This is a genomic window from Pseudomonas sp. GM48 (assembly GCF_000282335.1).
In the GTDB taxonomy this organism is placed as follows: Bacteria; Pseudomonadota; Gammaproteobacteria; order Pseudomonadales; family Pseudomonadaceae; genus Aquipseudomonas.
This window is the reverse complement of record NZ_AKJM01000136.1, coordinates 1-24,818: the sequence shown is the minus strand read 5'-3', so window position 1 is coordinate 24,818 and position 24,818 is coordinate 1. Positions and strand designations below refer to the sequence as shown.

General features: G+C 61.1%; 22 protein-coding genes. 16 read left to right on the top strand and 6 right to left on the bottom strand.

Annotation, left to right across the window (positions count from 1 at the left end; all coding sequences use genetic code 11):
• Nucleotides 1-21 precede the first annotated feature (21 nt).
• From PMI28_RS04070 to PMI28_RS04100, 7 genes are all read left to right on the top strand, one after another.
• Nucleotides 22-1,275, top strand: a complete 1,254-nt coding sequence (locus tag PMI28_RS04070) for a DUF3426 domain-containing protein (RefSeq protein ID WP_007991270.1) — start codon at nt 22-24, stop codon at nt 1,273-1,275.
• Between the two features lie 184 nt (nt 1,276-1,459).
• Entirely contained in the window at nt 1,460-2,470 is a 1,011-nt protein-coding gene (dusB, locus tag PMI28_RS04075) for a tRNA dihydrouridine synthase DusB (RefSeq protein ID WP_007991268.1), read from the top strand.
• Nucleotides 2,467-2,787 carry a DNA-binding transcriptional regulator Fis gene (gene fis, locus PMI28_RS04080; protein ID WP_007907419.1) on the top strand — a complete coding sequence of 107 codons (321 nt, stop codon included), beginning with the start codon at nt 2,467-2,469 and terminating at the stop codon, nt 2,785-2,787. The genes dusB and fis overlap by 4 nt, the downstream gene beginning before the upstream one ends.
• Nucleotides 2,788-2,868: 81 nt before the next feature.
• Entirely contained in the window at nt 2,869-4,476 is a 1,608-nt protein-coding gene (purH, locus tag PMI28_RS04085) for a bifunctional phosphoribosylaminoimidazolecarboxamide formyltransferase/IMP cyclohydrolase (RefSeq protein ID WP_007991264.1), read from the top strand.
• A gap of 157 nt (nt 4,477-4,633) precedes the next feature.
• On the top strand, nt 4,634-5,929 hold the full coding sequence (gene purD, locus PMI28_RS04090; RefSeq protein WP_007991262.1) for a phosphoribosylamine--glycine ligase: 1,296 nt from the start codon (nt 4,634-4,636) through the stop codon (nt 5,927-5,929).
• Nucleotides 5,930-6,028: 99 nt separating this feature from the next.
• Nucleotides 6,029-8,806: a hybrid sensor histidine kinase/response regulator gene (locus PMI28_RS04095; RefSeq protein ID WP_007991259.1), complete on the top strand. Its 2,778-nt coding sequence runs from the start codon at nt 6,029-6,031 to the stop codon at nt 8,804-8,806.
• 65 nt (nt 8,807-8,871) lie between these two features.
• Complete coding sequence (locus PMI28_RS04100; RefSeq protein ID WP_007991257.1) at nt 8,872-9,468, top strand: MarC family protein; 597 nt, start codon at nt 8,872-8,874, stop codon at nt 9,466-9,468.
• A 58-nt stretch (nt 9,469-9,526) separates the two neighbouring features.
• Here PMI28_RS04100 and PMI28_RS04105 read toward each other — a convergent pair whose 3' ends face one another.
• The 6 genes from PMI28_RS04105 to cobG form a co-directional block, all read right to left on the bottom strand.
• Nucleotides 9,527-10,177: a hypothetical protein gene (locus PMI28_RS04105; protein WP_007991255.1), complete on the bottom strand. Its 651-nt coding sequence runs from the start codon at nt 10,175-10,177 to the stop codon at nt 9,527-9,529.
• A gap of 69 nt (nt 10,178-10,246) precedes the next feature.
• Entirely contained in the window at nt 10,247-11,056 is an 810-nt protein-coding gene (locus PMI28_RS04110; RefSeq protein WP_007991253.1) for a hypothetical protein, read from the bottom strand.
• Nucleotides 11,057-11,244: 188 nt separating this feature from the next.
• Complete coding sequence (gene cobJ / locus PMI28_RS04115; RefSeq protein WP_007991251.1) at nt 11,245-12,948, bottom strand: precorrin-3B C(17)-methyltransferase; 1,704 nt, start codon at nt 12,946-12,948, stop codon at nt 11,245-11,247.
• Nucleotides 12,948-13,679: a precorrin-2 C(20)-methyltransferase gene (locus PMI28_RS04120; protein ID WP_033063580.1), complete on the bottom strand. Its 732-nt coding sequence runs from the start codon at nt 13,677-13,679 to the stop codon at nt 12,948-12,950. The genes cobJ and PMI28_RS04120 overlap by 1 nt, the downstream gene beginning before the upstream one ends.
• Nucleotides 13,679-14,305 (bottom strand): precorrin-8X methylmutase, encoded by a 627-nt coding sequence (locus PMI28_RS04125; protein ID WP_007991247.1) that lies wholly within the window; start codon nt 14,303-14,305, stop codon nt 13,679-13,681. The genes PMI28_RS04120 and PMI28_RS04125 overlap by 1 nt, the downstream gene beginning before the upstream one ends.
• A complete protein-coding gene (gene cobG / locus PMI28_RS04130) occupies nt 14,298-15,620 on the bottom strand; it encodes a precorrin-3B synthase (protein WP_033063579.1) in 1,323 nt (440 codons plus the stop codon). The genes PMI28_RS04125 and cobG overlap by 8 nt, the downstream gene beginning before the upstream one ends.
• A gap of 215 nt (nt 15,621-15,835) precedes the next feature.
• On the opposite strand from cobG, the gene PMI28_RS04135 reads away from it, so the two are divergent.
• From PMI28_RS04135 to PMI28_RS04165, 9 genes are all read left to right on the top strand, one after another.
• Nucleotides 15,836-17,047, top strand: a complete 1,212-nt coding sequence (locus tag PMI28_RS04135) for a bifunctional cobalt-precorrin-7 (C(5))-methyltransferase/cobalt-precorrin-6B (C(15))-methyltransferase (protein WP_007991244.1) — start codon at nt 15,836-15,838, stop codon at nt 17,045-17,047.
• Nucleotides 17,040-18,137 (top strand): cobalt-precorrin-5B (C(1))-methyltransferase, encoded by a 1,098-nt coding sequence (locus PMI28_RS04140; RefSeq protein ID WP_007991243.1) that lies wholly within the window; start codon nt 17,040-17,042, stop codon nt 18,135-18,137. The genes PMI28_RS04135 and PMI28_RS04140 overlap by 8 nt, the downstream gene beginning before the upstream one ends.
• Complete coding sequence (locus PMI28_RS04145; RefSeq protein ID WP_007991241.1) at nt 18,134-18,862, top strand: cobalt-precorrin-6A reductase; 729 nt, start codon at nt 18,134-18,136, stop codon at nt 18,860-18,862. The genes PMI28_RS04140 and PMI28_RS04145 overlap by 4 nt, the downstream gene beginning before the upstream one ends.
• 260 nt (nt 18,863-19,122) lie before the next feature.
• On the top strand, nt 19,123-19,431 hold the full coding sequence (locus PMI28_RS30040) for a hypothetical protein (protein ID WP_007991240.1): 309 nt from the start codon (nt 19,123-19,125) through the stop codon (nt 19,429-19,431).
• Between the two features lie 50 nt (nt 19,432-19,481).
• Nucleotides 19,482-19,880 carry a DUF2946 domain-containing protein gene (locus PMI28_RS30035; protein ID WP_007991238.1) on the top strand — a complete coding sequence of 133 codons (399 nt, stop codon included), beginning with the start codon at nt 19,482-19,484 and terminating at the stop codon, nt 19,878-19,880.
• Between the two features lie 46 nt (nt 19,881-19,926).
• Nucleotides 19,927-20,406, top strand: coding sequence for a copper chaperone PCu(A)C (locus PMI28_RS04150; protein WP_007991235.1), 480 nt, complete (start codon nt 19,927-19,929; stop codon nt 20,404-20,406).
• A 21-nt stretch (nt 20,407-20,427) separates the two neighbouring features.
• Nucleotides 20,428-20,871 carry a DUF2946 domain-containing protein gene (locus PMI28_RS04155; protein ID WP_007991233.1) on the top strand — a complete coding sequence of 148 codons (444 nt, stop codon included), beginning with the start codon at nt 20,428-20,430 and terminating at the stop codon, nt 20,869-20,871.
• Nucleotides 20,872-21,062: 191 nt separating this feature from the next.
• Complete coding sequence (locus tag PMI28_RS04160; RefSeq protein WP_007991232.1) at nt 21,063-23,180, top strand: TonB-dependent copper receptor; 2,118 nt, start codon at nt 21,063-21,065, stop codon at nt 23,178-23,180.
• A 110-nt stretch (nt 23,181-23,290) separates the two neighbouring features.
• Nucleotides 23,291-24,670 (top strand): PepSY-associated TM helix domain-containing protein, encoded by a 1,380-nt coding sequence (locus tag PMI28_RS04165; protein WP_007991230.1) that lies wholly within the window; start codon nt 23,291-23,293, stop codon nt 24,668-24,670.
• Nucleotides 24,671-24,818 lie beyond the last annotated feature (148 nt).

The following is a 24,818-nucleotide window of genomic DNA, read 5'->3' as shown; positions in this document are numbered from 1 at the left end:
CTGCATAATCCGGATCGCCGCATGACCGATAGCTTCGTCACCCAGTGCCCGCATTGCCAAACCAGTTTCCGCGTCAGCCATGCCCAGTTGAGCGTGGCGCGCGGGGTGGTACGTTGCGGCTCCTGCCTGCAGGTGTTCAATGCCGCCAAGCAGTTGCTCGAGCAGGCCGGCAAGGAACCACCGGTAGCGACGCCGCTCCCGCCTGTGGAGCCTGCGGAGCCCGTCGAACCATCGCCGCCGCGCGCCATCAGCCAGAAGCAATGGAGCGCTGCCGAGCTGGACCTGGACAGCCTCGACCTCGACGAAGAACTCGCCCGCCTCGAACAGCGGGAAATCCAGCCGACCACCGAGTTCGGCCGTCATCGCGACGACTCGTTGAGCGCCCGTCGCGATAGCACCGGGCAAGACGATGAGGAGCCGTGGTCCGACAGCCTGTTCAGTGAGTCGGCGGCCGATCGCATGCAAGTCGAAGAACCACTCGACAGCCTTGAAACGCCAGAGCCGACGGTCGAACCAAGTAAAGCCTCGCGCACCGAACCTTCGCTGTCTCTGGAGCCGGTCGATCTCGACGACGAGCCGCAACCACCCCATTTGCGCCTGCACGACCCTCTCGATGCGCCACTGAGCCACGAACGCCTGTCGGCCGCCGACGAGAACGAATCCGACGACAACCTGCCCTCGATCGAACCGCTGCGCAGCCGACGCGAACGCAGTGAACCGGGCGTGCGTGCCGAAGTGCTGCAAGACCTGACCGACGACCCGCTGCAACTGGATTGGCAAAAACGTCGCTCGCCCTGGGGCCGGCGACTGCTGTGGTTGCTGCTGGTGCTGATTGCCGCTGGTGCCCTCGCCGGCCAGTACATCGCCTACCATTTCGACGAACTGGCGCGACAGGATCAATATCGCCCGTGGTTCCAGCAACTGTGCCCGCAAATCGGCTGCACCGTGCCTTCCAAGGTCGACATTGCGAAAATCAAGAGCAGTAACCTGGTAGTGCGCAGCCATCCCGAGTTCAATGGCGCACTGGTGGTCGATGCGATCATCTATAACCGCGCGCCCTTCTCCCAGCCTTTCCCGCTGCTGGAACTGCGCTTTGCCGACCTCAATGGCCACCTGATCGCCAGTCGCCGCTTCAAACCCGGCGAGTACCTCAATGGCGATCTCGAAGGCATGGCGGAAATGCCTCCGCAAACGCCAATCCACATCGCCCTGGACATTCTCGACCCTGGCGCCAAGGCGGTGAACTACAGTCTGAGCTTTCATTCTCCGGAGTGAAACGCGTCTTCGCTCGCGGATTGACGTCGGCTTTGCGACTCCCCCTGGCAAACCAAACCATGGGTAATAACAGAGTAACTGTTCAGATTTTGTTCAATTCAGCCTTTATCCAGTCATCGAGAGCGGGTATCATGCCAACCCTTTTTCGAACTCTAATGATCCGGCCCCACAACAGGGAAGTCCTATGTCGGCGGTACGCATCGGTCCATACACGTTACATAACAGCTTGATTCTCGCCCCTATGGCGGGTGTCACCGACCAGCCCTTTCGTCAGCTGTGCAAGCGCTTGGGCGCGGGACTGGTCGTCTCGGAAATGGTCACCAGCGACATGAGCCTGTGGAACACCCGCAAGTCGCGCATGCGCATGATCCACGAAGGTGATCCCGAGCCACGCTCGGTACAGATCGCCGGTGGGGACGCGCAGATGCTGGCGGACGCCGCCCGCGCCAACGTTGAAATGGGCGCGCAGATTATTGATATCAACATGGGCTGTCCGGCAAAGAAGGTCTGCAACAAGGCTGCCGGGTCCGCCCTGCTGAAGGATGAAGCCCTGGTAACCGAGATCCTGCAGGCCGTCGTGGCTGCGGTCGATGTGCCGGTTACCCTGAAGATCCGGACCGGCTGGGACCGGGACAACAAGAACGGCCTGACGGTGGCGAAAATCGCCGAGCAGGCAGGCATTACGGCGCTGGCGGTGCATGGCCGCACCCGTGCCGACCTGTACACAGGTGAAGCCGAGTACGACACCATTGCCGCGATCAAGCAGGCAGTGTCGATTCCGGTCTTCGCCAACGGCGATATCGATTCGCCGGAAAAAGCCCGGTACGTGCTTGACGCGACCGGTGCCGATGGTTTGTTGATTGGCCGGGCTGCCCAGGGGCGGCCATGGATTTTTCGCGAGATCGAGTATTTCCTGCGTACCGGAGAGAAACTCCCGGCGCTGGAACTGATCGAGGTGGAACGCATTCTGCTAGAGCATCTGGCCGCCCTGCACGCCTTCTATGGCGATGTCATGGGTGTGCGCATTGCTCGAAAGCATGTGGGCTGGTATCTCGCAACCCTGCCGGGCGCCAGGGAGTTTCGCGCCCACTTCAATCGTTTGGATGGTACGGATACACAATGCGCCAACGTTCAGGCGTTTTTCGCCGAACGTTACAAGAGCCTGACAGGGGACGGAGAGTGGGTGGCCGCATGACGATGATGACCGAGACTTTAGTGAGTGGAACAACACCCGTGAGCGACAACGTGAATTTGAAACAGCACCTCAATACACCGAGCGAAGAAGGCCAGACCCTTCGCGGGAGTGTCGAGAAGGCGCTGCACAATTATTTCGCCCACCTTGAGGGCGCTGCCGTCACGGATGTGTACAACCTGGTGCTCTCCGAAGTCGAGGCTCCCCTGCTCGAGTGCGTGATGAATTACGTCAAGGGCAACCAGACCAAGGCCAGCGAGCTGCTCGGGCTGAACCGTGGCACGCTGCGCAAGAAACTCAAGCAGTACGATTTGCTGTAAGCATTCAATCAAACCAGAAAGGCGCCCGCGTAAAACCGGTCGCCTTTTTTGCTGACTCCTTTGCTTTTGATGGAAATTGAAATGACCGACCAGACTACCCGCCTGCCGATCCGCCGCGCCTTGATCAGCGTTTCCGACAAGACCGGGATCCTCGAATTCGCCAAGGAGCTTGCAGCCCTGGGCGTCGAGATCCTCTCCACCGGCGGGACGTTCAAGCTGCTGCAAGACAATGGCGTTGCCGCAGTGGAAGTCGCGGATTACACCGGTTTCGCAGAAATGATGGACGGCCGGGTGAAGACCCTGCACCCGAAAATCCACGGCGGGATCCTCGGTCGTCGCGGTATCGACGACGCCATCATGAATGAACACGGCATCAAGCCGATCGACCTGGTAGCGGTCAACCTGTACCCGTTCGAAGCCACCATCAACAAGCCTGGCTGCGACCTGCCGACCGCCATCGAGAACATCGACATCGGCGGCCCGACCATGGTCCGTTCCGCAGCGAAGAACCACAAAGACGTGGCCATCGTGGTCAATGCCGGCGATTACGCCAGCGTCCTGGAAAACCTCAAGGCCGGCGGCCTGACCTACGCTCAGCGTTTCGACCTGATGCTCAAGGCCTTCGAACACACTGCTGCCTACGACGGCATGATCGCCAACTACATGGGCACCGTGAACCAGGCGGCTGATACCCTGAGCACAGAAGGCCGCAGCGAGTTCCCGCGCACCTTCAACAGCCAGTTCATCAAGGCCCAGGAAATGCGCTACGGCGAGAACCCGCACCAGAGCGCGGCGTTCTACGTGGAAGCCAAGCCTGCCGAAGTCGGCATCGCCACCGCGACCCAGCTGCAAGGCAAGGAACTGTCGTACAACAACGTGGCCGACACCGATGCCGCGCTGGAATGCGTGAAGAGCTTCGTCAAGCCAGCCTGCGTCATCGTCAAGCACGCCAACCCGTGCGGCGTGGCCGTCAGCCCTGATGCCGAAGGCGGCATCCGCAAGGCCTACGACCTGGCCTACGCCACCGACACCGAATCCGCGTTCGGCGGCATCATCGCCTTCAACCGCGAACTGGACGCCGAGACCGCCAAGGCCATCGTTGAACGCCAGTTCGTCGAAGTGATCATCGCTCCGTCGGTCAGCGAAGAAGCCCGCGCCATCGTCGCCGCCAAAGCCAACGTACGCCTGTTGGCCTGTGGCGAGTGGTCGGCTGACCGCGCTGCTGCCTGGGACTACAAGCGCGTCAACGGTGGCCTGCTGGTACAGAGCCGCGACATCGGCATGATCGGCGCCGACGACCTGAAAGTGGTCACCAAGCGCGCACCGAGCGAGCAGGAAATCCACGACCTGATCTTCGCCTGGAAAGTCGCCAAGTACGTGAAATCCAACGCCATCGTCTACGCCAAGAATCGCCAGACCATCGGTGTCGGCGCCGGCCAGATGAGCCGCGTGAACTCGGCGCGTATTGCTGCAATCAAGGCGGAACATGCCGGCTTGCAGGTAGCCGGTTCGGTGATGGCTTCCGATGCATTCTTCCCGTTCCGCGACGGTCTGGACAATGCGGCCAAGGCGGGCGTGACTGCAGTGATCCAACCAGGCGGCTCGATGCGTGACAACGAAGTGATTGCGGCTGCCGACGAAGCTGGTATCGCGATGGTGTTCACCGGCATGCGTCACTTCCGTCACTGATACACCGATTCAAATGTGGGAGCGGGCTTGCTCGCGAATGCAATCTGTCAGCGACGTTGATGTTGGCTGACACACCGCTTTCGCGAGCAAGCCCGCTCCCACAGGTAAAGCATCTTTACGATGCTCAACAGAATTAGCGTCATCCGAGGTTTTTGAAATGAATGTTTTGATCATTGGCAGCGGTGGCCGTGAACACGCCCTGGCCTGGAAAGTGGCTCAGGATCCGCGCGTGCAGAAGGTGTTCGTGGCTCCGGGCAATGCCGGTACCGCCATCGAAGCCAAGTGCGAGAACGTCGCCATCGACGTACTGGCGCTTGAGCAACTGGCAGACTTTGCCGAGAAAAACGTTTCCCTGACCATCGTTGGCCCTGAAGTGCCGCTGGTTGCCGGCGTTGTGGATCTGTTCCGCAGCCGCGGCCTGGATTGCTTCGGTCCGACTGCCGGCGCTGCGCAGCTGGAAGGTTCGAAAGCCTTCACCAAGGACTTCCTGGCTCGCCACAAGATCCCGACTGCCGACTACCAGAACTTCACCGAAATCGAGCCAGCCCTCGCTTACCTGCGTGAAAAAGGCGCTCCGATCGTGATCAAGGCCGACGGCCTGGCCGCCGGTAAAGGCGTGATCGTCGCCATGACCCTGGCCGAAGCCGAAGATGCCGTACGCGACATGCTCGCGGGCAATGCCTTTGGTGATGCGGGTTCACGCGTGGTCATCGAGGAGTTCCTGGATGGCGAAGAAGCCAGCTTCATCGTCATGGTCGACGGCAAGAACGTGCTGCCGATGGCCACCAGCCAGGACCACAAACGCGTCGGCGACGGCGACAGCGGCCCGAACACCGGCGGCATGGGTGCTTACTCCCCGGCGCCAGTGGTCACCGCCGACGTGCACAAGCGCGTCATGGACCTGGTGATCTGGCCGACCGTGCGCGGCATGGCCGAGGAAGGCAACGTCTATACTGGCTTCCTGTACGCCGGCCTGATGATCGACAAGGCTGGTAACCCAAAAGTCATCGAATTCAACTGCCGTTTCGGCGACCCTGAAACCCAACCGGTGATGCTGCGCCTGCAGTCGAGCCTGGTGCTGCTGGTCGAAGCCGCCCTGGCCCAGGCGCTGGATAAAGTGGAAGCGCAATGGGATCCACGTCCGAGCGTCGGCATCGTCCTGGCCGCTGGCGGGTACCCTGGCGACTACGCCAAAGGCGCAGCCATCAAGGGCCTGGATGCAGCCGCGGTGCTGGAAGGCAAGGTTTTCCACGCCGGCACCGCGCTCAAGGATGGTCAGGTAGTGACGGCCGGTGGTCGGGTGTTGTGCGCCACTGCCATGGGCACCAGCGTCGATGCTGCGCAGCAGCAGGCCTACAAGCTGGCGGCTACGATTGACTGGGAAGGCTGTTTCTATCGCAAGGACATTGGCTACCGCGCCATTGCCCGCGAGCGCGGCGAGAGTCAGGAATAAGGTAAACACCACGCCAGGCAGGGATTGCAATTCCTTGCCTGGCTATTCCGGCGCCGCGCATCGTTATATTCTGGCATCAACCTAAGAAGGGATTTCGCCGTGCGCTGGCTCAGGATTGCCATAAGCTTAACCGTCACGCTGTTGACCTTGCTCTGCATGCTACCGGCCCAGGCCGCGCAAGGCAGTGGCTGGGCGGTATTGCTTGACGAACAGGGCGACCTGCAACTGAGCGATATCCGTTCCGCACGTTACACCAATCAATTCAGCCCCATCGAACTCGACCGCATTACCGCGGCCGAACCCGATGGCGCGTTATGGCTGCGATTCAGGCTTGCACCGGGCAAACACGAACAATTGCTGCGGGTGTTCGCGCCCGACCTGCGCCAGTTCAACATGTATGTGCTGGACGGCGACAAGCTGATCGATCAATCCAGCACGGGCAACGAGCAGTCCCAGGCCGAGCGACCATTACCCAGCAGCGACTTCATGCTGGCACTGCCGCAAAGCGACAATCCCCTCGACGTTTACCTGCGACTGGCCTCCGACCACCAGTTACGGCCCTATATCACCCTGCAATCGGCGATCCTCGCAGCTGCCGACCAGAACCAGACGCTGATCTATGGCCTGCTGTTCGGTTGCATCACCATGTTGATCCTGCACAATCTCATCCGCTACGCCTACACCCGCTCGCACAGCGCCCTCTGGTTGGCGATGTGCGAAGGGTTGTTGATGCTCAGCCTGGTGTTGTTGCTGAACCTCGCCGGCCCCTGGCTGCCGGACGGGCATGCACTGCAAACGCCGGGGTCTTACCTGGCACTGTTACTGACCGCGCCCTGCGGCCTGATGCTTGCCTATCGCTTCTTCTCCCCGCTCGGGCCGCATCCGCTGAACCGGTTGCTGCTCGGCGAGGTCCTGCTCATCACCGCCTGCGGCCTGATGTTGCTGTTCGTCAATACCCTGCCGCTGAACTTCATTACCTACGGCCTGGTCGCCCTGGCAGGCCTGACCATGCTGTTCATCAGCGCCTATCACTGGCAAAAAGGTTATCGCCCGGCCCGCCTCTTCGTGGCGGCCATGGTGGTGTTCAACCTCGGGACACTGGTCATCCTGCCCGCGCTGCTGGGACTGACCCTGATCGAACCCCATGGTCTGATCACCACATTGATGGTGGTCATCTGCATCAGCGGCCTGCTGATGAGCATTGCGTTGAGCGAGCGCCAGCGCCGCATCACCGAAGACCGTTTCAGCATCAGTCGCGACCTCGCGGCCAGCAACGCCGAGATCAACGCCAAGGCCGAGTTCCTGGCAAAGATTAGCCATGAGATCCGCACCCCGATGAACGGCGTCCTCGGCATGACCGAGCTGCTGCTGGGCACACCGCTTTCGGTCAAGCAGCGCGACTATGTGCAGACGATCCACAGCGCCGGCAACGAGCTGCTGACCCTGATCAACGAGATTCTCGACATTTCCAAACTCGAGTCCGGGCAGATCGAGCTGGACGATGTGCAGTTCGACCTCAACGCGCTGATCGAAGACTGCCTGAGCATCTTCCGCGCCAAGGCCGAGCAGCAAAACGTCGAGTTGATCAGCTTCATCCAGCCGCAAGTGCCACGGGTGATCAGCGGTGATCCGACACGCCTGCGCCAGACGCTGTTGAGCCTGCTGGAAAACGCCCTGAAGAAAACCGATGAAGGCGAAATCCTGATCGTCGTGGCGCTCGACGAGCGCAACACCAAACCGCGCCTGCGTATCGCCGTGCAGGACAGCGGCGAGCCCATGGAAGCCGAAGAGCGCGACGCCCTGATGCACGCCGAATTGCACAGCCGGCATTTTCTTTCGGCCACCCGCCTGGGCGGCAACCTGGGGCTGGTGATTGCCCGCCAGCTGATTCGCTTGATGCAGGGGGAATTCGGAATCAAGAGTGGCAGCAGCCAGGGCAGCACCCTGTGGCTGACCCTGCCCCTGGACCCTGACCGCCTCGAACACCCGACCTCCGACCTCGACGGTCCGCTGCAAGGTGCGCGGGTATTGGTGGTGGACGACAACGACACCTGTCGCAAGGTGTTGGTGCAGCAATGCAGTGCCTGGGGCCTGAACGTCAGCGCCGCACCTTCCGGCAAGGAAGCGCTGGCTTTGCTGCGCACCAAGGCGCATTTGCGCGATTATTTCGATGTGGTCCTGCTGGACCAGAACATGCCCGGCATGACCGGCATGCAACTGGCGGCCAAGATCAAGGAAGACCCGAGCCTGAACCATGACATCCTGCTGATCATGCTCACCGGCATCAGCAATGCGCCGAGCAAGATCATCGCGCGCAACTCCGGGATCAAGCGCATCCTCGCCAAACCGGTGGCCGGCTACACCCTCAAGACAACCCTGGCCGACGAACTGACCCAACGCAACAAAGGTCTCGTCGCCACCCAGCCCGTGCAAAACGGCACGGCCCTGCCGGTCAAGGTTCCCAGCGACTTCCGCATCCTGGTGGCCGAAGACAACAGCATCTCGACCAAGGTGATCCGCGGCATGCTGAGCAAGCTCAACCTGCAACCGGATACCGCCTGCAACGGCGAAGAAGCCTTGCAGGCGATGAAAGCCCAGCGTTATGACCTGGTCCTGATGGACTGCGAAATGCCGATCCTCGACGGTTTCTCGGCTACCCAGCAATTGCGCGCATGGGAAGTCGCCAACCAGCGGGCTCGCACCCCTGTGGTGGCGTTGACCGCCCATATCCTTACCGAACACAAGGAGCGTGCGCGACAGGCCGGCATGGACGGGCACATGGCCAAGCCGGTCGAGCTGTCGCAGTTGCGCGAACTGATCGAGCACTGGGTCGCCCAGCGTGACCAGCAAAATCGCGCAGCGACCCAAACGTCCTGAGCCGACAGACTTCACAACCCCTGATAGACTCCCCCTCGACTTCCCTCGCCAGTGAGCCCGGCACCATGCTCCATGTGTTGTTCAGCGTTTATCTGAAGATGCTGGTGCTCTATAGCCCATTCTTCGTGTTGTCCTGCTTCATCAGCCTGACCCGTGGTTATTCGCGCAAGGAACAGCGTCGACTGGCCTGGAAAGTAGCGCTCGCCACATTGGTCTCCAGCGTTCTGCTGTATTTGTTCGGCCGGGTGATTTTCAGTGTCTTCGGCATTACCGTGGACGCCTTTCGCATCGGCGCCGGCAGCGTCCTGTTCATCTCGGCGCTAGGGATGGCACAAGGCAAATCGGCGGTACAGACCGACAATGTGCAGCAGGATGTGACCATCGTCCCGCTGACCATTCCGTTGACGGTCGGCCCCGGCACCATCGGTGCCCTGCTGGTGATGGGCGTTGGCCAGCCGCACTGGGACGACAAGCTCACGGCCATTGTCAGTATTGCCCTGGCCAGTTTTACCGTGGGCGTGGTGCTGTTTTTGTCTGGTCGTATCGAGCGCATTCTTGGCGACCAGGGGTTACAGATCGTCAGCCGGTTGATGGGGTTGTTCGTGTGCGCACTCGCGGCACAGATCATCTTCACCGGGGTGAAGGGATACCTTGTGCCTTGACCGAAAAAAGGCCTTGTTGCTCACAACAAGGCCTTTTCCTTTTCGTTTTGCGAACGGCTCAAAGCGTTAGCTTGCGCACGAGAAGCTTGTCCGAATACTTATCTATCTTTTCGTGTACTCGCGCTCGATAGTTTTCAAACACCTCGGGATCAAAAGCAAACACCCCGCCATCGGGGATGATGACCACTTCTTTGTCAAACTCGCTCCAGAAAAAGAAGTCCTGCTCGATAACAGTGGTGTCGTAGCGCATGCCGTAAAGGCAGACCACCGTTTCACCCGAGTCGAGGCGTTCGCAAGGTGCGCACTTGAGAATACCCAAACCACCCTGCATGACATTGCCACGGAAAAACTCCCAGGCGAATTCGTCGAGCTGCAATGCTCTGTAGGTTTCCTTGACGAGTTGTCCCAAGCGTTCCGAACCCAAATGACCAATCACGGTATGGCTGATGTTCAGCAGCTGGCGAACATTCGACACCCTGAAAGGTTCGGACGGAACAATGGTTTTCAAGGTAAAGCCGGCTTTGAGCAAACGGCCTTGGTAATAATCGAACCAGACCTTCTTCGATACTTGCCCAGGGTACTTATCATTTGTCGCCAGTTCTGCGTACAGCAGGCAGTCCTGTATGTCTTGCTGATCCTGCAAGCGCACCTTGTCTGCAAAGGACAGCAGACAGCCCCCTACTACAATCGCTTCAGCAAGATCCGGCATATTGCAACCCCCACCGACCAGAACCTGGACAATCAGCAATTTGCATTGACCAACTCCCTTACGAGCTTATTAGCTCGTCAACTTCTTAAATAAATCATCACCAAACTGATCGATATAACTGTAAACCTGCTGACGTTTGCGATCGAAAGCGCGCTTATTGAACTTTCGCACACCTGCCGCTTGAAAAAGATGCACACCCTCAGTATTGATAGTGATAAACAGGAAGTTGCCGTCGTAGTTCTTGCTGTACACATCCAGCCCGCCCATGACCATCGCCATGCCGCCACCCGGCGCAACGACGCAAGGGACAGCCTTGAAGCTGACAAGCTCACTGTTCTTGCTTCCGGAATCGACGATCTTCAACGCTTCCTTGTCGCCCTTGAGTTTTTCGAAACCGGCGGCCACCAGGCTCAACACATTGCCGGAGCCGGCACTGATAACGGTTTGAAGGATCTGCAGCAGCGCGTCATTCATGGTCAATGTCAGCGTTTTGGAATCGTACTTCTTACGCGTATAGCTTTCCGTCACCCAGCCGATTGCGGTCAGTGCCTCGTTATAGGCGGCGTAGCGTTGTTCTTGCGTACTGTTGTCGGGTAGCTTGCGAACCACCGCTTCGGCAAAGGACTGGCTGTCCAGGGCATCTTGCTTGTCGTCTTCGGAAAGTTTTTCCTCGAACACTACAAGCGACGGACCTACCACCGAAGCATCATGTTCCTGAGCGGTGCGAATGGCTGAAACGCTCACCGTTGCAGCCAGGCTCCTGGCCCGTGGACGTGCAGGCACGGCAGCGAGTTGTGCTTCGATCTGTTTGAAGTATCTATCTTGCGCGGCAACATCAAAAGACAATTGTGCCGCGTCATTAATGTTCGGGTTCTGCATATCAAGTTCCTTGGTTAACAATCTGCCGCTCCATGCGGCGCAAACCAAAACTAAGACATACAAGAACAACCATCAACCCGAATATAAAATTTAACTTATGCCAATAGTTACCAGGCCGTAACGACCCGTATTGAAGCCGGCATAGTTAAAGCGTCAAATAGCGGCCTCTTATTAGAGGCCGCACTCATTCAAGAACCGGGCTTGTTCCCATACCAACGCGGTGTATAGACCCAAACTCCATTTTCGGCGCGAGGGAATACACAGGTAGTCGAAGAACCGATCAACACCATAGTGCGCATATCGACTTGATCAGGCGTCAACTGGCCAAGGGTGGTAACCCGCAGCGTCTGGCCCGGACGCCCGATATCCCGGCCCAGCACCACCGGGGTCTCAGGCACGCGGTGCCGGGCGACGATATCGAGCGCCTGCCCCAGTTGCCACGGGCGAGAACGCGAGATCGGGTTGTAGAAGGCCAGGGCCAGATCGGCTTGAGCGGCAAGGTCCAGGCGTTTCTCGATGATTGCCCAGGGCTTGAGGTTGTCCGACAACGACAGCACGCAGAAGTCATGCCCCAACGGCGCACCGGCCTGGGCGGCCGTCGCCAGCGAGGCGGAAACCCCCGGCAAAATCTCAAGATCGACATTATGCCAATGGGCGTCGCTGGATTCGTGAAGCGCCTCCAGCACTGCAGCGGCCATGGCGAAAACACCCGGGTCGCCAGACGAAACCACCACCACCGAACGACCTTGGGCCGCCAATTCGAAAGCGTGACGGGCGCGTTGCATCTCTTCGCGGTTGTCGGTGCAATGCAGCACTTGATCGGCACGAAACGGTCCGGCCATGCGCACGTAAGTTTCGTAACCCAGCACGTCGGTTGCGCGGGCCAGTTCCGCCTTCACGGCCGGCACCATCAGTTCGGCGGCCCCCGGCCCAAGACCGATCACGGCCAGGCGTCCGCGTGGACGGCCAATCTGCAACGGGTCCACGGGTTGCCCGGCTACCGCAATGGCAACGGTGTCGTTACCCAGGATAGAAACAGGCTGGCCGATGGCGGTGCGCAGTCGCTCACCGATACCTGCCTCGGCACTGGCAAAACGCAACGGCACACCTAGTTCCAGCGCCGCTTCACGCAGCGCCGGGTTGGCCATTTCGGTGTCGGCAGCCAACAGGCAGGCTAGCGATTGCGTGGCGACTTTTACTTGATGCAACGCCTCGCGAACCGCCGTCGCTACGTTGGTCACGCCGGCACTGACGGCGACTACCACGTTGCGCGGATAGATCAGTAACTCGTTGGCGGCTGGTGCGCGCTCGGCATGACCGACATGCACCGCCAATCGGGCCTGTGCATCTTCAGGCAACTGCGCCTGCGCCAGCCACGGAGCCTCACCTTCAATGCGCACCGTTTCACCGGCGAGCAAATCGGAAACAAAACGCTTGCCCAGTTCCAGATCGCCAAGGGCATAGCCGCTGGGCGGGTTGAGCAGGCACGTGCCAAAACGCAACTCACCGCTGGTGGTGATCGCTGCACAGACTTCAAGCGCGCTGGCAATCTCCCGCGCCATCACATTCACCCCGCCGAGACCTCCCAGCAGAGGCACCACCGCACTACCGTCTTCGGCTACCGCCAGTACCGGTGGCTCGGCGCCCTTTTCCAGCAACAAGGGCGCCAGCGTGCGGATCACAATCCCGGCCGCGCACAGCGCAATGATTGGAGTGCCCTGCTGATAGAGCTCGCGCAGGGTCGCACCGAATTCGCGATAAACCCGATCCGCGTCCTCGACCCGTTCGGCCAGGCCATGGATCAGGGCTGCGGGGTACACCCGCTGAATGTTGCGTGCGGTAGCGAGGCTGCCATTGCCAAGAATGACAATCGCCGGAACTGGACGGGTCATCAGCCTTGCCACCTTTCACCGGGAACGATGATCAACGAGAAGTACGGCGAGGACATCGGCTCGACCTGATCCAGCGGCACGATCTTCTGATTGGCCATGGTCGCCCGCTCGACATACAACGCACGCTCGGCCAGGCCGAGCTCTTCCAGTACCTGGCGAACCTTGGGGAAATTGCGCCCAAGTTTCATGATCACCGCCGCATCGGCATCGGCCAGGCGACGCTTGAGTTCGTCGTGCGGCAGTACACCGGACAACACCGACAGGCTCTGATTGCGATACACCAACGGTGCGCCGAGCACCGAGGCGCCGCCGAGCATCGAGCACACACCGGGCACGACTTCAGCCTGGTAACGCTCGGCGAGCCGGTCGTGCAAGTACATGTAGGAGCCGTAGAAGAACGGATCGCCCTCGCAGATCACCGCCACATCACGACCCGCATCGAGATGCGTGGCCAGTTCGTCGGCAGCATCATCGTAAAAGTCGCTGATCACTTGCTCGTAGGACAACGGTGCCGGCAAGGCTTCGGTGGTCACCGGGTACACCAGCGGCAACAAATTCTGGGCTTCCTGCAGGTGCGCTTCGATGATGCCGAAGGCGTTGCCCTTCTTGCCCTTGGCGACGAAGTACGCCACCACCGGGGATTCGCGCAGCAAACGCAAAGCCTTGACGGTAATCAGTTCCGGATCACCGGGACCGACGCCGAGGCCGATCAAACGTCCAGGTTGCTGCATCATTCGATCTCCGTGGCGAGGGCATTGACGGCGGCGGCGGCCATGGCGCTACCGCCCAGCCGCCCCTGCATGATGACAAATGGCACGCCACGGCTGTCCGCCGCCAGCGCTGCCTTGGATTCGGCGGCACCGACGAAGCCTACCGGGAAGCCGAGGATCAGTGCCGGTTTCGGTGCGCCGGCATCCAGCATTTCCAGCAGGTAAAACAGTGCGGTCGGTGCATTGCCGATCACCACCACACTGCCTTCCAGGTGCGGGCGCCATAGTTCCAGCGCGGCGGCGGAACGGGTGTTGCCCAGCTCGCGAGCCAGTTCTGCAACACTGTCATCGCGCAAGGTGCAGATCACCTGATTATTCGCTGGCAAGCGTGCGCGCGTGACGCCTTCGGAGACCATCCGCGCATCACACAGGATCGGCGCACCGGCCGCCAGCGCATCACGCCCGGCCTTGCCCGCACCTTCGGAAAACTGCAAACCGTCGATGGCCTCGACCATGCCGCAGGCGTGAATCACCCGGACCGCGAGTTTTTCCAGATCGGCCGGGATTCGGTCGAGGTTGGCCTCGGCGCGGATGATCGCGAAGGAGTTGCGATAGATCTCCTGACCGTCGCGGATGTAATCAAGCATCAATGGGGCTCCGTGAGCGGGCGTCGAGCAGGGTCGCGACCGCTTCAATAGTAAGGTTGCGTGCGTGCAGCGCGCCGAAACCCGGCTGCGCTGCATCGCGCAAATAGAGATCGTAGTGACCGGGGGCGACGGCCAGCAATGTGACGGGCGCCGTATGCGCGGCGGCGCAGGAACGCAGGCAACCGCTCAGGTGTATGTTCAGCGCCGGTCCATGGCGGTGCAGCAGCGCGGCCAGTTGCAGGGCATCGCCCTTGGTCTCGGCCAGGCCTTTGCCGCAGCCGTTTGAGCCAGTGCATGCGATCAAACGGGACAGTGGCTGATCGGCGTCGCACGACAAGCCCAAACGTCGCAAACGCTGAATGACTTCGACGGCGTTCTCCATGCGAACACTGGGCAGCAGCAGGCTTTGCCAGGGTGTGAAGCGCAGGCTGGAATCACCGAACTCGCGCGCCAGTCGTGCCACACCCCGCAGCATCGCGGGATCGAGCCGTCCCAGCGGCGGCACGCCCCCTACATAGACGACAGCGGATTCGACCTGGGGATGGGCACCCACGTGCAAATCACTGGCGCCCGAAACCCGCTGCCAATCGATCACCGCTTGCAGCGGCACACGCTCTTCCAGCCGGAGCAGAATGCCCTCGATCGGGTATTCGGCCAGCAAATGGCGCATGCGCGTCTGCTCGGGGCGCGCCAGTTCAAGGAACAACTCAAGGACCGCGACCACCAGCGCGTGCCCGTCATCCAGTGCTACCGAACCGGCGGGCCGGTCCGTCGGGCAACCCGCCAGACCGAACGCCAATCGTCGCTCGCCGTCTTGCTCAAACGCCGAGAGCCACAGGTCATGGGGATGTTCGAGCATCGCCAGGTCTTCACCGCCATCGAGTTGCACGGCGAACTTGGCACTGAGATCGTGGAAACTTTCGTGGTTTTGCAATGTGGCAAGGATCTGCCCGGCCAGCGGGCGTGTGTCGAACAGCATGCGCCGATCGATCCCGGCGCCGGGGCTGAGCATCAGATTGCGCACATCGTCGCCAGCCGCCGTGCGCGGTCCCAGATCGGCGGCTAGCAGGCTGTCGATCAACGCCGTTTGCTGGTTGCCAATCCCGCGGATCTGCAGGTTGGCCCGGTTGGTCGCCTCGATCGTCCCGCTGGCGTAACGCTCGGCTGCAGTCGCCACGGCTTCGGCTTGAGCGCTGCTGATCGAACCACCGTTCAACTTGATCCGGCAGATGCCGCCATCCAGTGCCGGCACAATACGCAGCAACCCCGGGCAGGCCGAGGGGCGTAAGGCAGCGGACAGCGGACGTTCGTTCAAGGCGGACCCGTTCAGGTGGCGAGGTAATTCACGGCGAAAGTGCGCGGTATTATGCCTGCTTTGCTTCACCGCATGAAAAGACTCCGGTCGGAATGCTTGGCCAGGCCTCAATGGCCTACGGTCAACGGGCTCATCCGGGAAGAGAAGGCAGTCAGCTCAAGGAACCCGCGCTATCATGCCGCCCAACAACGTTGAACGCGTGATTGAGGAACGGCATGACACCCTGGCTGACGGTAGTAGGCATCGGCGAAGACGGTTTCAAGGGTCTGGGCAAGAACGCCCGGCATGCGCTGTTGCGCGCTGCGAAAATCTTCGGTGGCCAGCGGCATCTGGATTTGCTCCCGCCGTGTATACGCGGCGAACGCCAGCCGTGGCCGAGTCCCTTCTGCCTTGAGTCGCTGCTGTCACTGCGTGGCGAACCCGTTTGCGTCCTGGCCAGTGGCGATCCGATGTTCTTTGGCGTCGGCGCCAGCCTCGCCCGGCAACTCCCCGCGGCCGAGATGCTGACGCTTCCTGCGCCGTCTTCCTGCTCGCTGGCCGCTGCGCGAATGGGTTGGCCCTTGCAGGATGTGGTCACCCTTTCGGTGGTGGCCCGTCCCGTCGCCGCACTCAACGCGCAATTGTTCAGCGGCGTGCGCTTGCTGGTATTGAGCAACGACGGCCGCAGCCCCGCCGCCATCGCTGCACTGTTGCGCGAACGCGGCTTCGGCCCCAGCCGCCTCACCGTGCTGGAACACCTGGGCGGTGAAGTCGAGCGGCGTATCGATGGTATCGCCAGCGACTGGAAGGATCCGCCGATCGCCGACCTGAACCTGATCGCCATCGAGTGCATCGCCGAGCCGAACACATTGCGGCTGTCCCGACTGGCCGGACTGCCGGACTCCGCCTTCAAGCACGACGGCCAATTGACCAAACGCGATGTGCGCGCCATCACCCTCGCACGCCTGGCCCCGATCCCCGGCGAACTGTTGTGGGACGTCGGCGCCGGCAGCGGCTCGATCGGCATCGAATGGATGCGCGCCCACCCAAGTTGCCGCGCCCTGGCCATCGAGGCAGATGACGGCCGACAAGCGTTGATTGAACACAACCGTGATGCCCTTGGCGTTCCCGGCCTGCAATTGATTCGCGGCAGTGCGCCGCAAGCCCTGGCCGGACTGGAGCGGCCGGATGCGATTTTCATCGGCGGCGGTGTCACCCGCGCAGGCGTGCTCGATACTTGCTGGGCCGAACTCAAACCCGGTGGCCGGCTGATTGCCAACGCGGTCACCCTGCAAAGTGAAATGACCCTGATGACCTGGCGCGAGCAACACGGCGGTGAGCTGACCCGCATTCATATCGCGCAAGCCCAACCGCTGGGCGACTTCGACACCTGGCGCCAGGCCCTTCCGATTACCTTGCTGGACGTGACGAAACCTTTCGATGCGTGACGAAACCGCCGAACAACCCGCCCCCCTGCGCAGTGGCCTGACCACCGGCAGTTGCGCCACGGCCACCTGCCTCGCCGCGGCGCGTCTGCTGCTGGATGGCACAGCGGTCGACGCCGTGGAAATCGTGTTGCCCAAGGGCAAGCAGGTGCAGATGCGCCTGGAATTCTGTCGCCTCACCGAGGACGGCGCCGAAGCGGGAACCCTCAAGGACGCTGGCGACGATCCCGATGTGACCCACGGCGCCCTGCTCTACTCCCAGGTGCGCCTGAGCGCCGAACCGGGAACTCGCTTCAAGGCCGGTCGCGGTGTCGGCACAGTGACCCGGCCCGGGCTGGTGCTGGGTGTCGGCGAGCCGGCGATCAACCCGGTGCCGCGCAAAATGATCAGTGAACACCTGGCCCGGCTGGCCGACGAACTCGGCTACAGCGGTGGTTTCGACGTCACGGTCAATGTCGAGAACGGCGAGGCGCTGGCACTGAAAACCATGAATCCGCGCCTGGGCATTCTTGGCGGCTTGTCGATCCTCGGCACCAGTGGCATCGTCCGGCCGTTTTCCTGTGCGGCCTACATTGCCTCGATCCACCAGGGCATCGACGTGGCGAAAACCAACGGTTACCTGCACATCGCCGCCTGCACCGGCAACGCCAGCGAAGACACCATGCGCCGGGTCTACAACCTGCCGGAAATCGCCCTGATCGAAATGGGCGACTTCGTTGGCGCCGTGCTCAAGCACCTGCGCAAAGTACCGGTGGATAAACTCAGCCTGTGCGGTGGTTTCGGCAAGATCAGCAAACTGGCGGCCGGGCACATGGATTTGCACAGTCGTCATTCGAGCATTGACCTGCCGCAACTGGCGTTATGGGCGGCGCAGGTCGGCGCCGATGCGGCGTTGCAACAGCGCATCCGCGAGGCCAACACCAGCCAGCAGGCACTGGCCATGGCCGCCGCAGCGGGGGTCGCCCTGGGTGATGCAGTCTGTCAGCACGCCCTGGATTTTGCCCGCAGCGTGGTGCCAGCGCAGGTTCAAGTGGAAGTCTTTGCCATTGATCGCCAGGGCGGGATTGTTGGCCATGCAGGAGCTTTTCAATGAAGCGCATCCTGTTGCTCGGCGGTGTGACCGAAGCCCTGGCCATTGCCCGCACGCTCGGGCCACAGCATATCTACAGCCTGGCCGGCGTCGGTCGGGTGCCGACGGATCTGCAATGCCAGGTTCGCGTCGGTGGCTACGGCGGCGCCGAAGGCCTGGCGCAATTCATTGGCGATGAAGGCATCGACTTGCTGCTCGACGCCACTCACCCCTACGCCGCCCGAATCAGCCAGAATGCCGCGACCGCCGCGCAATTGAGCGGCATCCCCTGCTGGGCGCTACGGCGTCCGGCCTGGCAAGCCCAGGCGGGCGATGACTGGCGGGAAGTCAGCGATTGGGCCGAACTGATCGAGGCCCTGCAACCCTTCCGCCGACCGCTGTTCACCCTTGGTCGCGAGCCTCTGCAACACCTGGATGAAATTCCCGCGGAGCAATTCTGGACCCTGCGTGCGCTGGACGTGTATCCGGGCAACGAACGCTGCGAAGTGATCGGCGCACGTGGGCCCTTCCTGATCGAGGATGAACGTGCGTTGTTCGAGCGGCGGAACATCGACGTACTGATCAGCAAAAACAGCGGCAGCACGGCGACCGAGCCGAAACTGGAAGTGGCGCGTGAGCGGGGGGTGCCGGTGATTGTTTTAAAGCGCCCCGAATTGCCAAGCGTGGAACGGGAGTTTGATTCGGTCGCAGACCTGTTGCGAGCGATGACAGAGCAGTTTTCAACCTGATTTTTGCGAACACGTCAGGACGCCTTCGCGGGCAAGCCCGCTCCCACAGTGGACCTCACCGAACACAAGTCCAGGGCTAGATAAAGAAACCCTGTGGGAGCGGGCTTGCCCGCGAAGGCGTCCTGACCGGCTATACAAAGGCTGAAGCCTACAGATCAACGAGAGATTACGCACAACATCATCCAAAACAACCTACTGGATGACCCAGAGCTCAACCTCTATGTTTTCGGGCACCATGATTGAAGTGCTCGGAGGCTCGCATGACAGAAAAATTCACCCGATTCGATATCACCGAATTTCTCCTGCCCCCTGTCGATATGTGTAACTACAAGGCAAGCGAGGAAGAAGATTCGGGAAACAGATCTTTTGTTCGTTTGGCTTCCAGAGACGTCAACCACACCATCTGCTCACGCCTCCAAAGTGATCCAACATTTGCCCAAGCATTTCGAATCGAAGTCGCTACACTCTTTCACAATGGGGAGTCAGAAATTGCTCAAAGGATGTTGAGCCTGTTAACTCGGGCGCTGCGACACCAAACCGCACGCCGCTTTTTTACTTATCGGCCCTGATCAGGCTAAATAGCCCGCGCCTGATCGCCCACCCAAACGGATTTTGTCCCATGTCCCGACAACGGCTCGCAATTGCCTGGATAGCCTGCTTCGCAGTGCTGTTCAATTTGCTCGCCATGCCGATGTCCGGAGCTATGGCACAGACGGCGAAGTCACCCGCCGAACAACTGTTGTGGGGTAGTTTTTGCAGCTCCAGCGGCACCAAGATGATGGCGATTTCCATCGGGGACCTTGAACAGAAAGCCCCGCAAAGCGACGATCACTCCAACATGCAGCATTGCTGGTGCTGCTCGGGTTCTGCGCCATTGGTGGCGTTGCCGGGGCATACGCCACAGCTGTATTTCGCTCGCTTCGAGTCCAACCGAAGCGTGCCTGCCACCGCTCTCGAAAGCCCGTCACCGCGCCAGCAATGGCCGAGCCTCAATCCCCGCGCTTCCCCTCTGGTGTGATTTTTCTCGCAATTGACCTGCGTTTAAATCGTTCCGGAGAACTGCCATGTTGAACAAACTCATCGTTCTGGCCGCGTTGCTGCTGCCTGCCTGCTTTGCCAATGCCCACGAATACAAAGTCGGCACACTGGAAATCGCTCATCCGTGGTCCCAGGAGTTGCCGCCCAATGCACCCACCGTTGCGGCGTATTTCGTGATCAACAATGAAGGCAAGACCGCCGACCGCCTGCTCAGCGTCGACACACCCATTGCCGGCGAAGCGCAATTGCATGAGCACGTGATGCAAGGCGACATGATGAAAATGCAGCACGTACCGAGCGTGGAAGTGCCCGCCGGTGGCGAGGTCACTTTTGCGCCAATGGCCTATCACGTGATGTTGCTGGGCCTCAAGGACCGCAGCCTGCTCAGTGACGGCAAGCGCTTCCCCATGACGCTGCATTTCGAAAAGGCCGGTGACGTGACAGTTGAAGTCACGGTGCAGAAGCAAGCACCGGAAAGCATGCAAGCGCACGTGCACCAGCCGTAATCGCCCGAGCTGAAAACGCCCATGCGCCCGCTTAGCGCCAGGTCATCCGAGGCCCGCAATCAGGCATTGAGCCTGACACGCGGCAGCTGGATCAGCCTGTTCGCCATGCTGATGATCTTTATCGGTCCGCTGATTTCTCAGTCGATGCCGATGGATTCGCATGCAATGTCGATGAGCATGCCTATGAGCATGAGCATGGACATGCCGGCGATGGAGCATGCCGACCATGGCACGCAAGCCACCGCCGAGCATTGCCCGCCTGCCCCGGGTCAGCATGTGCTGTGGGAAAAGTGCGGCTATTGCAGCCTGTTGTTCAACTGCCCGGCGCTGACCGGTGGCGTGTCTTTCGCCAACTTCGTCATCCCGCCCGCCAACACCTTCACCATACCCTCCCCACGCCTGGGCCATGCCCGGCAAACCTTCTTCCCCGGCGCCCGCACCCGCGCCCCGCCTTCCGTCGCGTAAACACCCACCTCCGATCTCACACGGTCCGCAAGACAACCACAGCAACCTGTGGGAGCGGGCTTGCTCGCGAAAGCGGTGTGCCAGGCGACATCAGTGTTGGCTGACACTCCCTCTTCGCGAGCAAGCCCGCTCCCACAGGGTTTGCGCAGGCTGCCGGCCGTGTCGTTTACGACTGTTCGATGGAAGTTGTCATGTCCAGGTTTTCCGCTGTCCCGTGCTTGAGCACTACCCAAGCCTCTTTTGCCCTGAACGAATCCTGCATTCGTTTCAGGCACGCCACCGCGATCCTGTGCGGTGCTTTGCTGGCGCCTTCTGCGCTGGCCGATGACCATGCCGGTCACAGTGAAGAACTGAGCCCGACGGTGATTACCGCCGTTGCACCCAGTTCGCCACTGACCATCGTCACCAACCCCAAGGACCCGCGCCAACCGGTGCCGGCCAGCGATGGCGCCGACTACCTGAAGACTATTCCGGGCTTCGCCATGGTGCGCAATGGCGGCACCAATGGCGACCCGGTGCTGCGCGGTATGTTCGGTTCGCGACTGAACATCCTCACCAACGGCAGCATGATGCTCGGCGCCTGCCCGGGCCGGATGGACGCCCCCACTTCCTACATCTCCCCGGAAACCTACGACAAACTCACTGTGATCAAAGGCCCGCAAACCGTGCTTTGGGGGCCGGGCGCTTCGGCCGGGACCATCCTGTTCGACCGTGAGCCGGAGCACTTCGGCGAACTCGGCACACGGGTCAACGCCAGCGTGCTGGCCGGTTCCTACGGGCGCTTCGACAAACTGGTGGACGCCGCGGCCGGCGGCCAGTCGGGTTACGTGCGGGTCATCGGCAACACTGCGCATTCCGACGACTACCAGGATGGCAACAACGACACCGTCCCATCGCGCTACGACAAATGGAACGGCGACGTCGCACTCGGCTGGACCCCGGATGCCGATACCCTGCTGGAGCTGACCGCCGGCAAGGGTGACGGTGAAGCGCGCTACGCCGGGCGCAGCATGGACGGTTCGCAGTTCCTGCGCGAAAGCCTCGGCCTGCGCTTTGAGAAATCCAACATCAGCGACGTACTGGAAAAGCTCGAAGCCCAGGTCTACTACAACTACGCCGACCACGTGATGGACAACTACACCCTGCGCACGCCGTCCGGCACCGGCATGATGGCCGGCCCCATGGCCTCCAACGTCGACCGCCGGACCCTCGGAGCCCGGGTCAAGGCCACCTGGCGCTGGGCCGATGTGCAACTGATCAGCGGCATCGACGCGCAGACAAACGAGCATCGCCAACGCAGCGCCATGGGCATCGACACCTACAAGGACCTGCCGTACACCAAGGATGCCGACTTCCATAACTACGGTGTGTTCGGCGAACTGACCTGGTACGCCGCCGACCGTGACCGCTTGATCAGTGGCGCACGCCTGGACCGCGCCTCGGCCAAGGATTTTCGGCAGACCATCGGCTCGGGAATGATGTCCCGCCCGAACCCGACTGCCGACGACACCCGCGCCGATACCTTGCCGAGTGGCTTCATCCGCTACGAGCATGACCTGGCCGACAGCCCGACCACGTTGTATGCCGGCCTCGGTCACACCCAGCGGTTCCCGGATTACTGGGAGCTGTTTTCACCCAAATCCGGCCCCGCCGGTTCGGTGAATGCCTTCGATTCGATCAAACCGGAAAAAACCACCCAGCTCGATTTCGGCCTGCAGTACAACACCGAAAAGCTCGAAGCCTGGGCCTCGGGCTACGTCGGCCAGGTGCGCGATTACATCCTGTTCAGCTATACGCCCGGAATGATGGGCATGACCTCGCAAGCCGAAAACATCGACGCGCGAATCATGGGTGGCGAATTGGGCGCCGCTTACAACCTCACCGAAAACTGGAAAGCCGACGCGACCCTGGCCTACGCCTGGGGCAAGAACAGCAGCGACGACACTGCCTTGCCGCAGATGCCGCCGCTGGATGCCCGTTTCGGCCTGACCTACAGCGAAGACAACTGGAGCGCCGGCGCACTGTGGAGAGTGGTTGCCGCGCAAAACCGCATCGACCAGAACAAGGGCAACGTGGTCGGCAAGGATTTCGGCAAGACGCCTGGCTTCGGCGTGTTCTCACTCAACGGTGCCTATCGGATCAACAACAACTGGAAGGTCAGCAGCGGCGTCGACAACCTGTTCGGCAAGGCTTACGCCGAGCACTTGAACCTGGCCGGCAACGCCGGCTTCGGCTACCCGGCCAATGACCCGCAAGCCATCAAGGAACCGGGGCGAACGCTCTGGACCAAAGTGGACATGAGTTTCTAAAAGCTTCGCGAGCAGACTCGCTCTCCTGTAGGAGCGAGCTTGCTCGCGATCGGTTGCAAGGCAACCGCCAATCAAACAACTAAAAGATCCAGCCAAGCGGAGCACACGTAATGAAACAGCCCAAAGTGAATTTCTACAACCTGGCGTGGCGCTGGCATTTCTATGCCGGATTGTTCGTTGCGCCTTTCATGGTGATGCTGGCCCTGACCGGCACCATTTATCTGTTCAAACCGCAGCTCGATTCGCTGATGTACAGCAGCCTGCTCAACGTCCCGGCCGGTCATCACACCGCCCCGGCCGACGATCTGCTCAAGCGGGTGAAAGACGCGTATCCACAAGCAACGATCAAGCAGTACCTGCCACCGGTCAATGCCGAACGCAGCGCCCAGTTTGTCGTGCTCAATGGCGGCACCGAGCTGAATGTATTTGTCGACCCGTACCACGGCGACATCCTCGGCGAGCAAGACGCCAAGAACAATCTGCAAGCCATCGCGCGGGCGATTCACGGCGAGCTGATGATCGGCACCGTCGGCGATCGGCTGATCGAACTGGCCGCCGGTTGGGGTGTGGTGCTGGTGGTTTCCGGGGTTTTCCTGTGGTGGCCGCGCGGTCAGGCCGCCGGCATTCTGTGGCCACGCTTGAACAGTCGCGGGCGCGTATTGTGGCGTGACCTGCACGCGGTCACCGGGTTCTGGGGCGCGTCCCTGCTGCTGGTGATGCTGCTCAGCGGTATGACCTGGACCGGGTTCTGGGGCCAGCAGTACGCGGCGGTATGGAACGTCTTTCCGGCGACAATGTGGGATGACGTGCCGAAGTCCGATGTCGAAGCGCGCAGCCTCAACACCGCGACCCGCCAGACCGTGCCATGGGCCATGGAAAATACGCCGATGCCGATGTCCGGTGACCATGCCGAGCACATGGCCCACGACGGTGCGCACGCCGGCCCGGCAGCGCCGACTATCAGCCTGCAAGACGTACAAAACATCGCCACGCAGAGTAAGGTCGAACCGGGCTACAGCATCACTTTGCCGAAATCCGCGTCCGGCGTGTTCACCATCTCGGTGTTCGCCGACGACCCGCGCAATGATGCCACGCTGCACATCGACCAATACACCGGCAAGGTCCTTGCCGATGTGCGTTACGAGCAATATGGCGCCGTCGCCCGCGCCACGGAAATCGGCGTGATGCTGCACGAAGGCAAGATGTTCGGCGCGTTCAACCAGATCGTGGTGTTGCTGATCTGCCTGATGATTCTGCTCAGCGCCGTCAGCGGCGTGGTGATCTGGTGGAAGCGTCGCCCGCAAGGAAAACTCGGCGTGCCGCCGCTGCGCCACGACCTGCCGAAATGGAAAACCGCGATGGTGATCATGTTTGCCCTGGCGGTGGCCTTTCCGTTGGTGGGTGCTTCGCTGGTGGCGGTGTGGGTGCTGGATCGTGTGCTGCTGTCGCGCCTCACCCGACAAACTGAATCGGCTTCATCTTCATCTTGAAACAGGCGAGATGCGCGGGGCTCAACGGGCTGTAAACTCCCCCGCGCGTCACCCTCTCGTATTCAGGGTGTCCTTTCGGGCCTCTTCGCGAGCAATCCCGCTCCCACAGGATTCACGCAATTTCTGTGGGAGCGGGCTTGCTCGCGAA

Excerpts from the sequence above, each read along its gene's own strand:
- dusB (WP_007991268.1), top strand. The coding sequence starts at position 1,460 with ATGTCGGCGGTACGCATCGGTCCATACACGTTACATAACAGCTTGATT.
- PMI28_RS30035 (WP_007991238.1), top strand. The coding sequence starts at position 19,482 with ATGTCCCGACAACGGCTCGCAATTGCCTGGATAGCCTGCTTCGCAGTG.
- PMI28_RS04125 (WP_007991247.1), bottom strand. The coding sequence starts at position 14,305 with ATGCTTGATTACATCCGCGACGGTCAGGAGATCTATCGCAACTCCTTC.
- PMI28_RS04140 (WP_007991243.1), top strand. The coding sequence starts at position 17,040 with ATGCGTGACGAAACCGCCGAACAACCCGCCCCCCTGCGCAGTGGCCTG.
- PMI28_RS04120 (WP_033063580.1), bottom strand. The coding sequence starts at position 13,679 with ATGCAGCAACCTGGACGTTTGATCGGCCTCGGCGTCGGTCCCGGTGAT.
- PMI28_RS04150 (WP_007991235.1), top strand. The coding sequence starts at position 19,927 with ATGTTGAACAAACTCATCGTTCTGGCCGCGTTGCTGCTGCCTGCCTGC.
- cobJ (WP_007991251.1), bottom strand. The coding sequence starts at position 12,948 with ATGACCCGTCCAGTTCCGGCGATTGTCATTCTTGGCAATGGCAGCCTC.
- PMI28_RS04155 (WP_007991233.1), top strand. The coding sequence starts at position 20,428 with ATGCGCCCGCTTAGCGCCAGGTCATCCGAGGCCCGCAATCAGGCATTG.
- purD (WP_007991262.1), top strand. The coding sequence starts at position 4,634 with ATGAATGTTTTGATCATTGGCAGCGGTGGCCGTGAACACGCCCTGGCC.
- PMI28_RS04105 (WP_007991255.1), bottom strand. The coding sequence starts at position 10,177 with ATGCCGGATCTTGCTGAAGCGATTGTAGTAGGGGGCTGTCTGCTGTCC.
- PMI28_RS04100 (WP_007991257.1), top strand. The coding sequence starts at position 8,872 with ATGCTCCATGTGTTGTTCAGCGTTTATCTGAAGATGCTGGTGCTCTAT.
- PMI28_RS04070 (WP_007991270.1), top strand. The coding sequence starts at position 22 with ATGACCGATAGCTTCGTCACCCAGTGCCCGCATTGCCAAACCAGTTTC.
- PMI28_RS04160 (WP_007991232.1), top strand. The coding sequence starts at position 21,063 with ATGTCCAGGTTTTCCGCTGTCCCGTGCTTGAGCACTACCCAAGCCTCT.
- fis (WP_007907419.1), top strand. The coding sequence starts at position 2,467 with ATGACGATGATGACCGAGACTTTAGTGAGTGGAACAACACCCGTGAGC.
- PMI28_RS04145 (WP_007991241.1), top strand. The coding sequence starts at position 18,134 with ATGAAGCGCATCCTGTTGCTCGGCGGTGTGACCGAAGCCCTGGCCATT.
- PMI28_RS04110 (WP_007991253.1), bottom strand. The coding sequence starts at position 11,056 with ATGCAGAACCCGAACATTAATGACGCGGCACAATTGTCTTTTGATGTT.
- PMI28_RS04135 (WP_007991244.1), top strand. The coding sequence starts at position 15,836 with ATGACACCCTGGCTGACGGTAGTAGGCATCGGCGAAGACGGTTTCAAG.
- PMI28_RS30040 (WP_007991240.1), top strand. The coding sequence starts at position 19,123 with ATGACAGAAAAATTCACCCGATTCGATATCACCGAATTTCTCCTGCCC.
- purH (WP_007991264.1), top strand. The coding sequence starts at position 2,869 with ATGACCGACCAGACTACCCGCCTGCCGATCCGCCGCGCCTTGATCAGC.
- PMI28_RS04165 (WP_007991230.1), top strand. The coding sequence starts at position 23,291 with ATGAAACAGCCCAAAGTGAATTTCTACAACCTGGCGTGGCGCTGGCAT.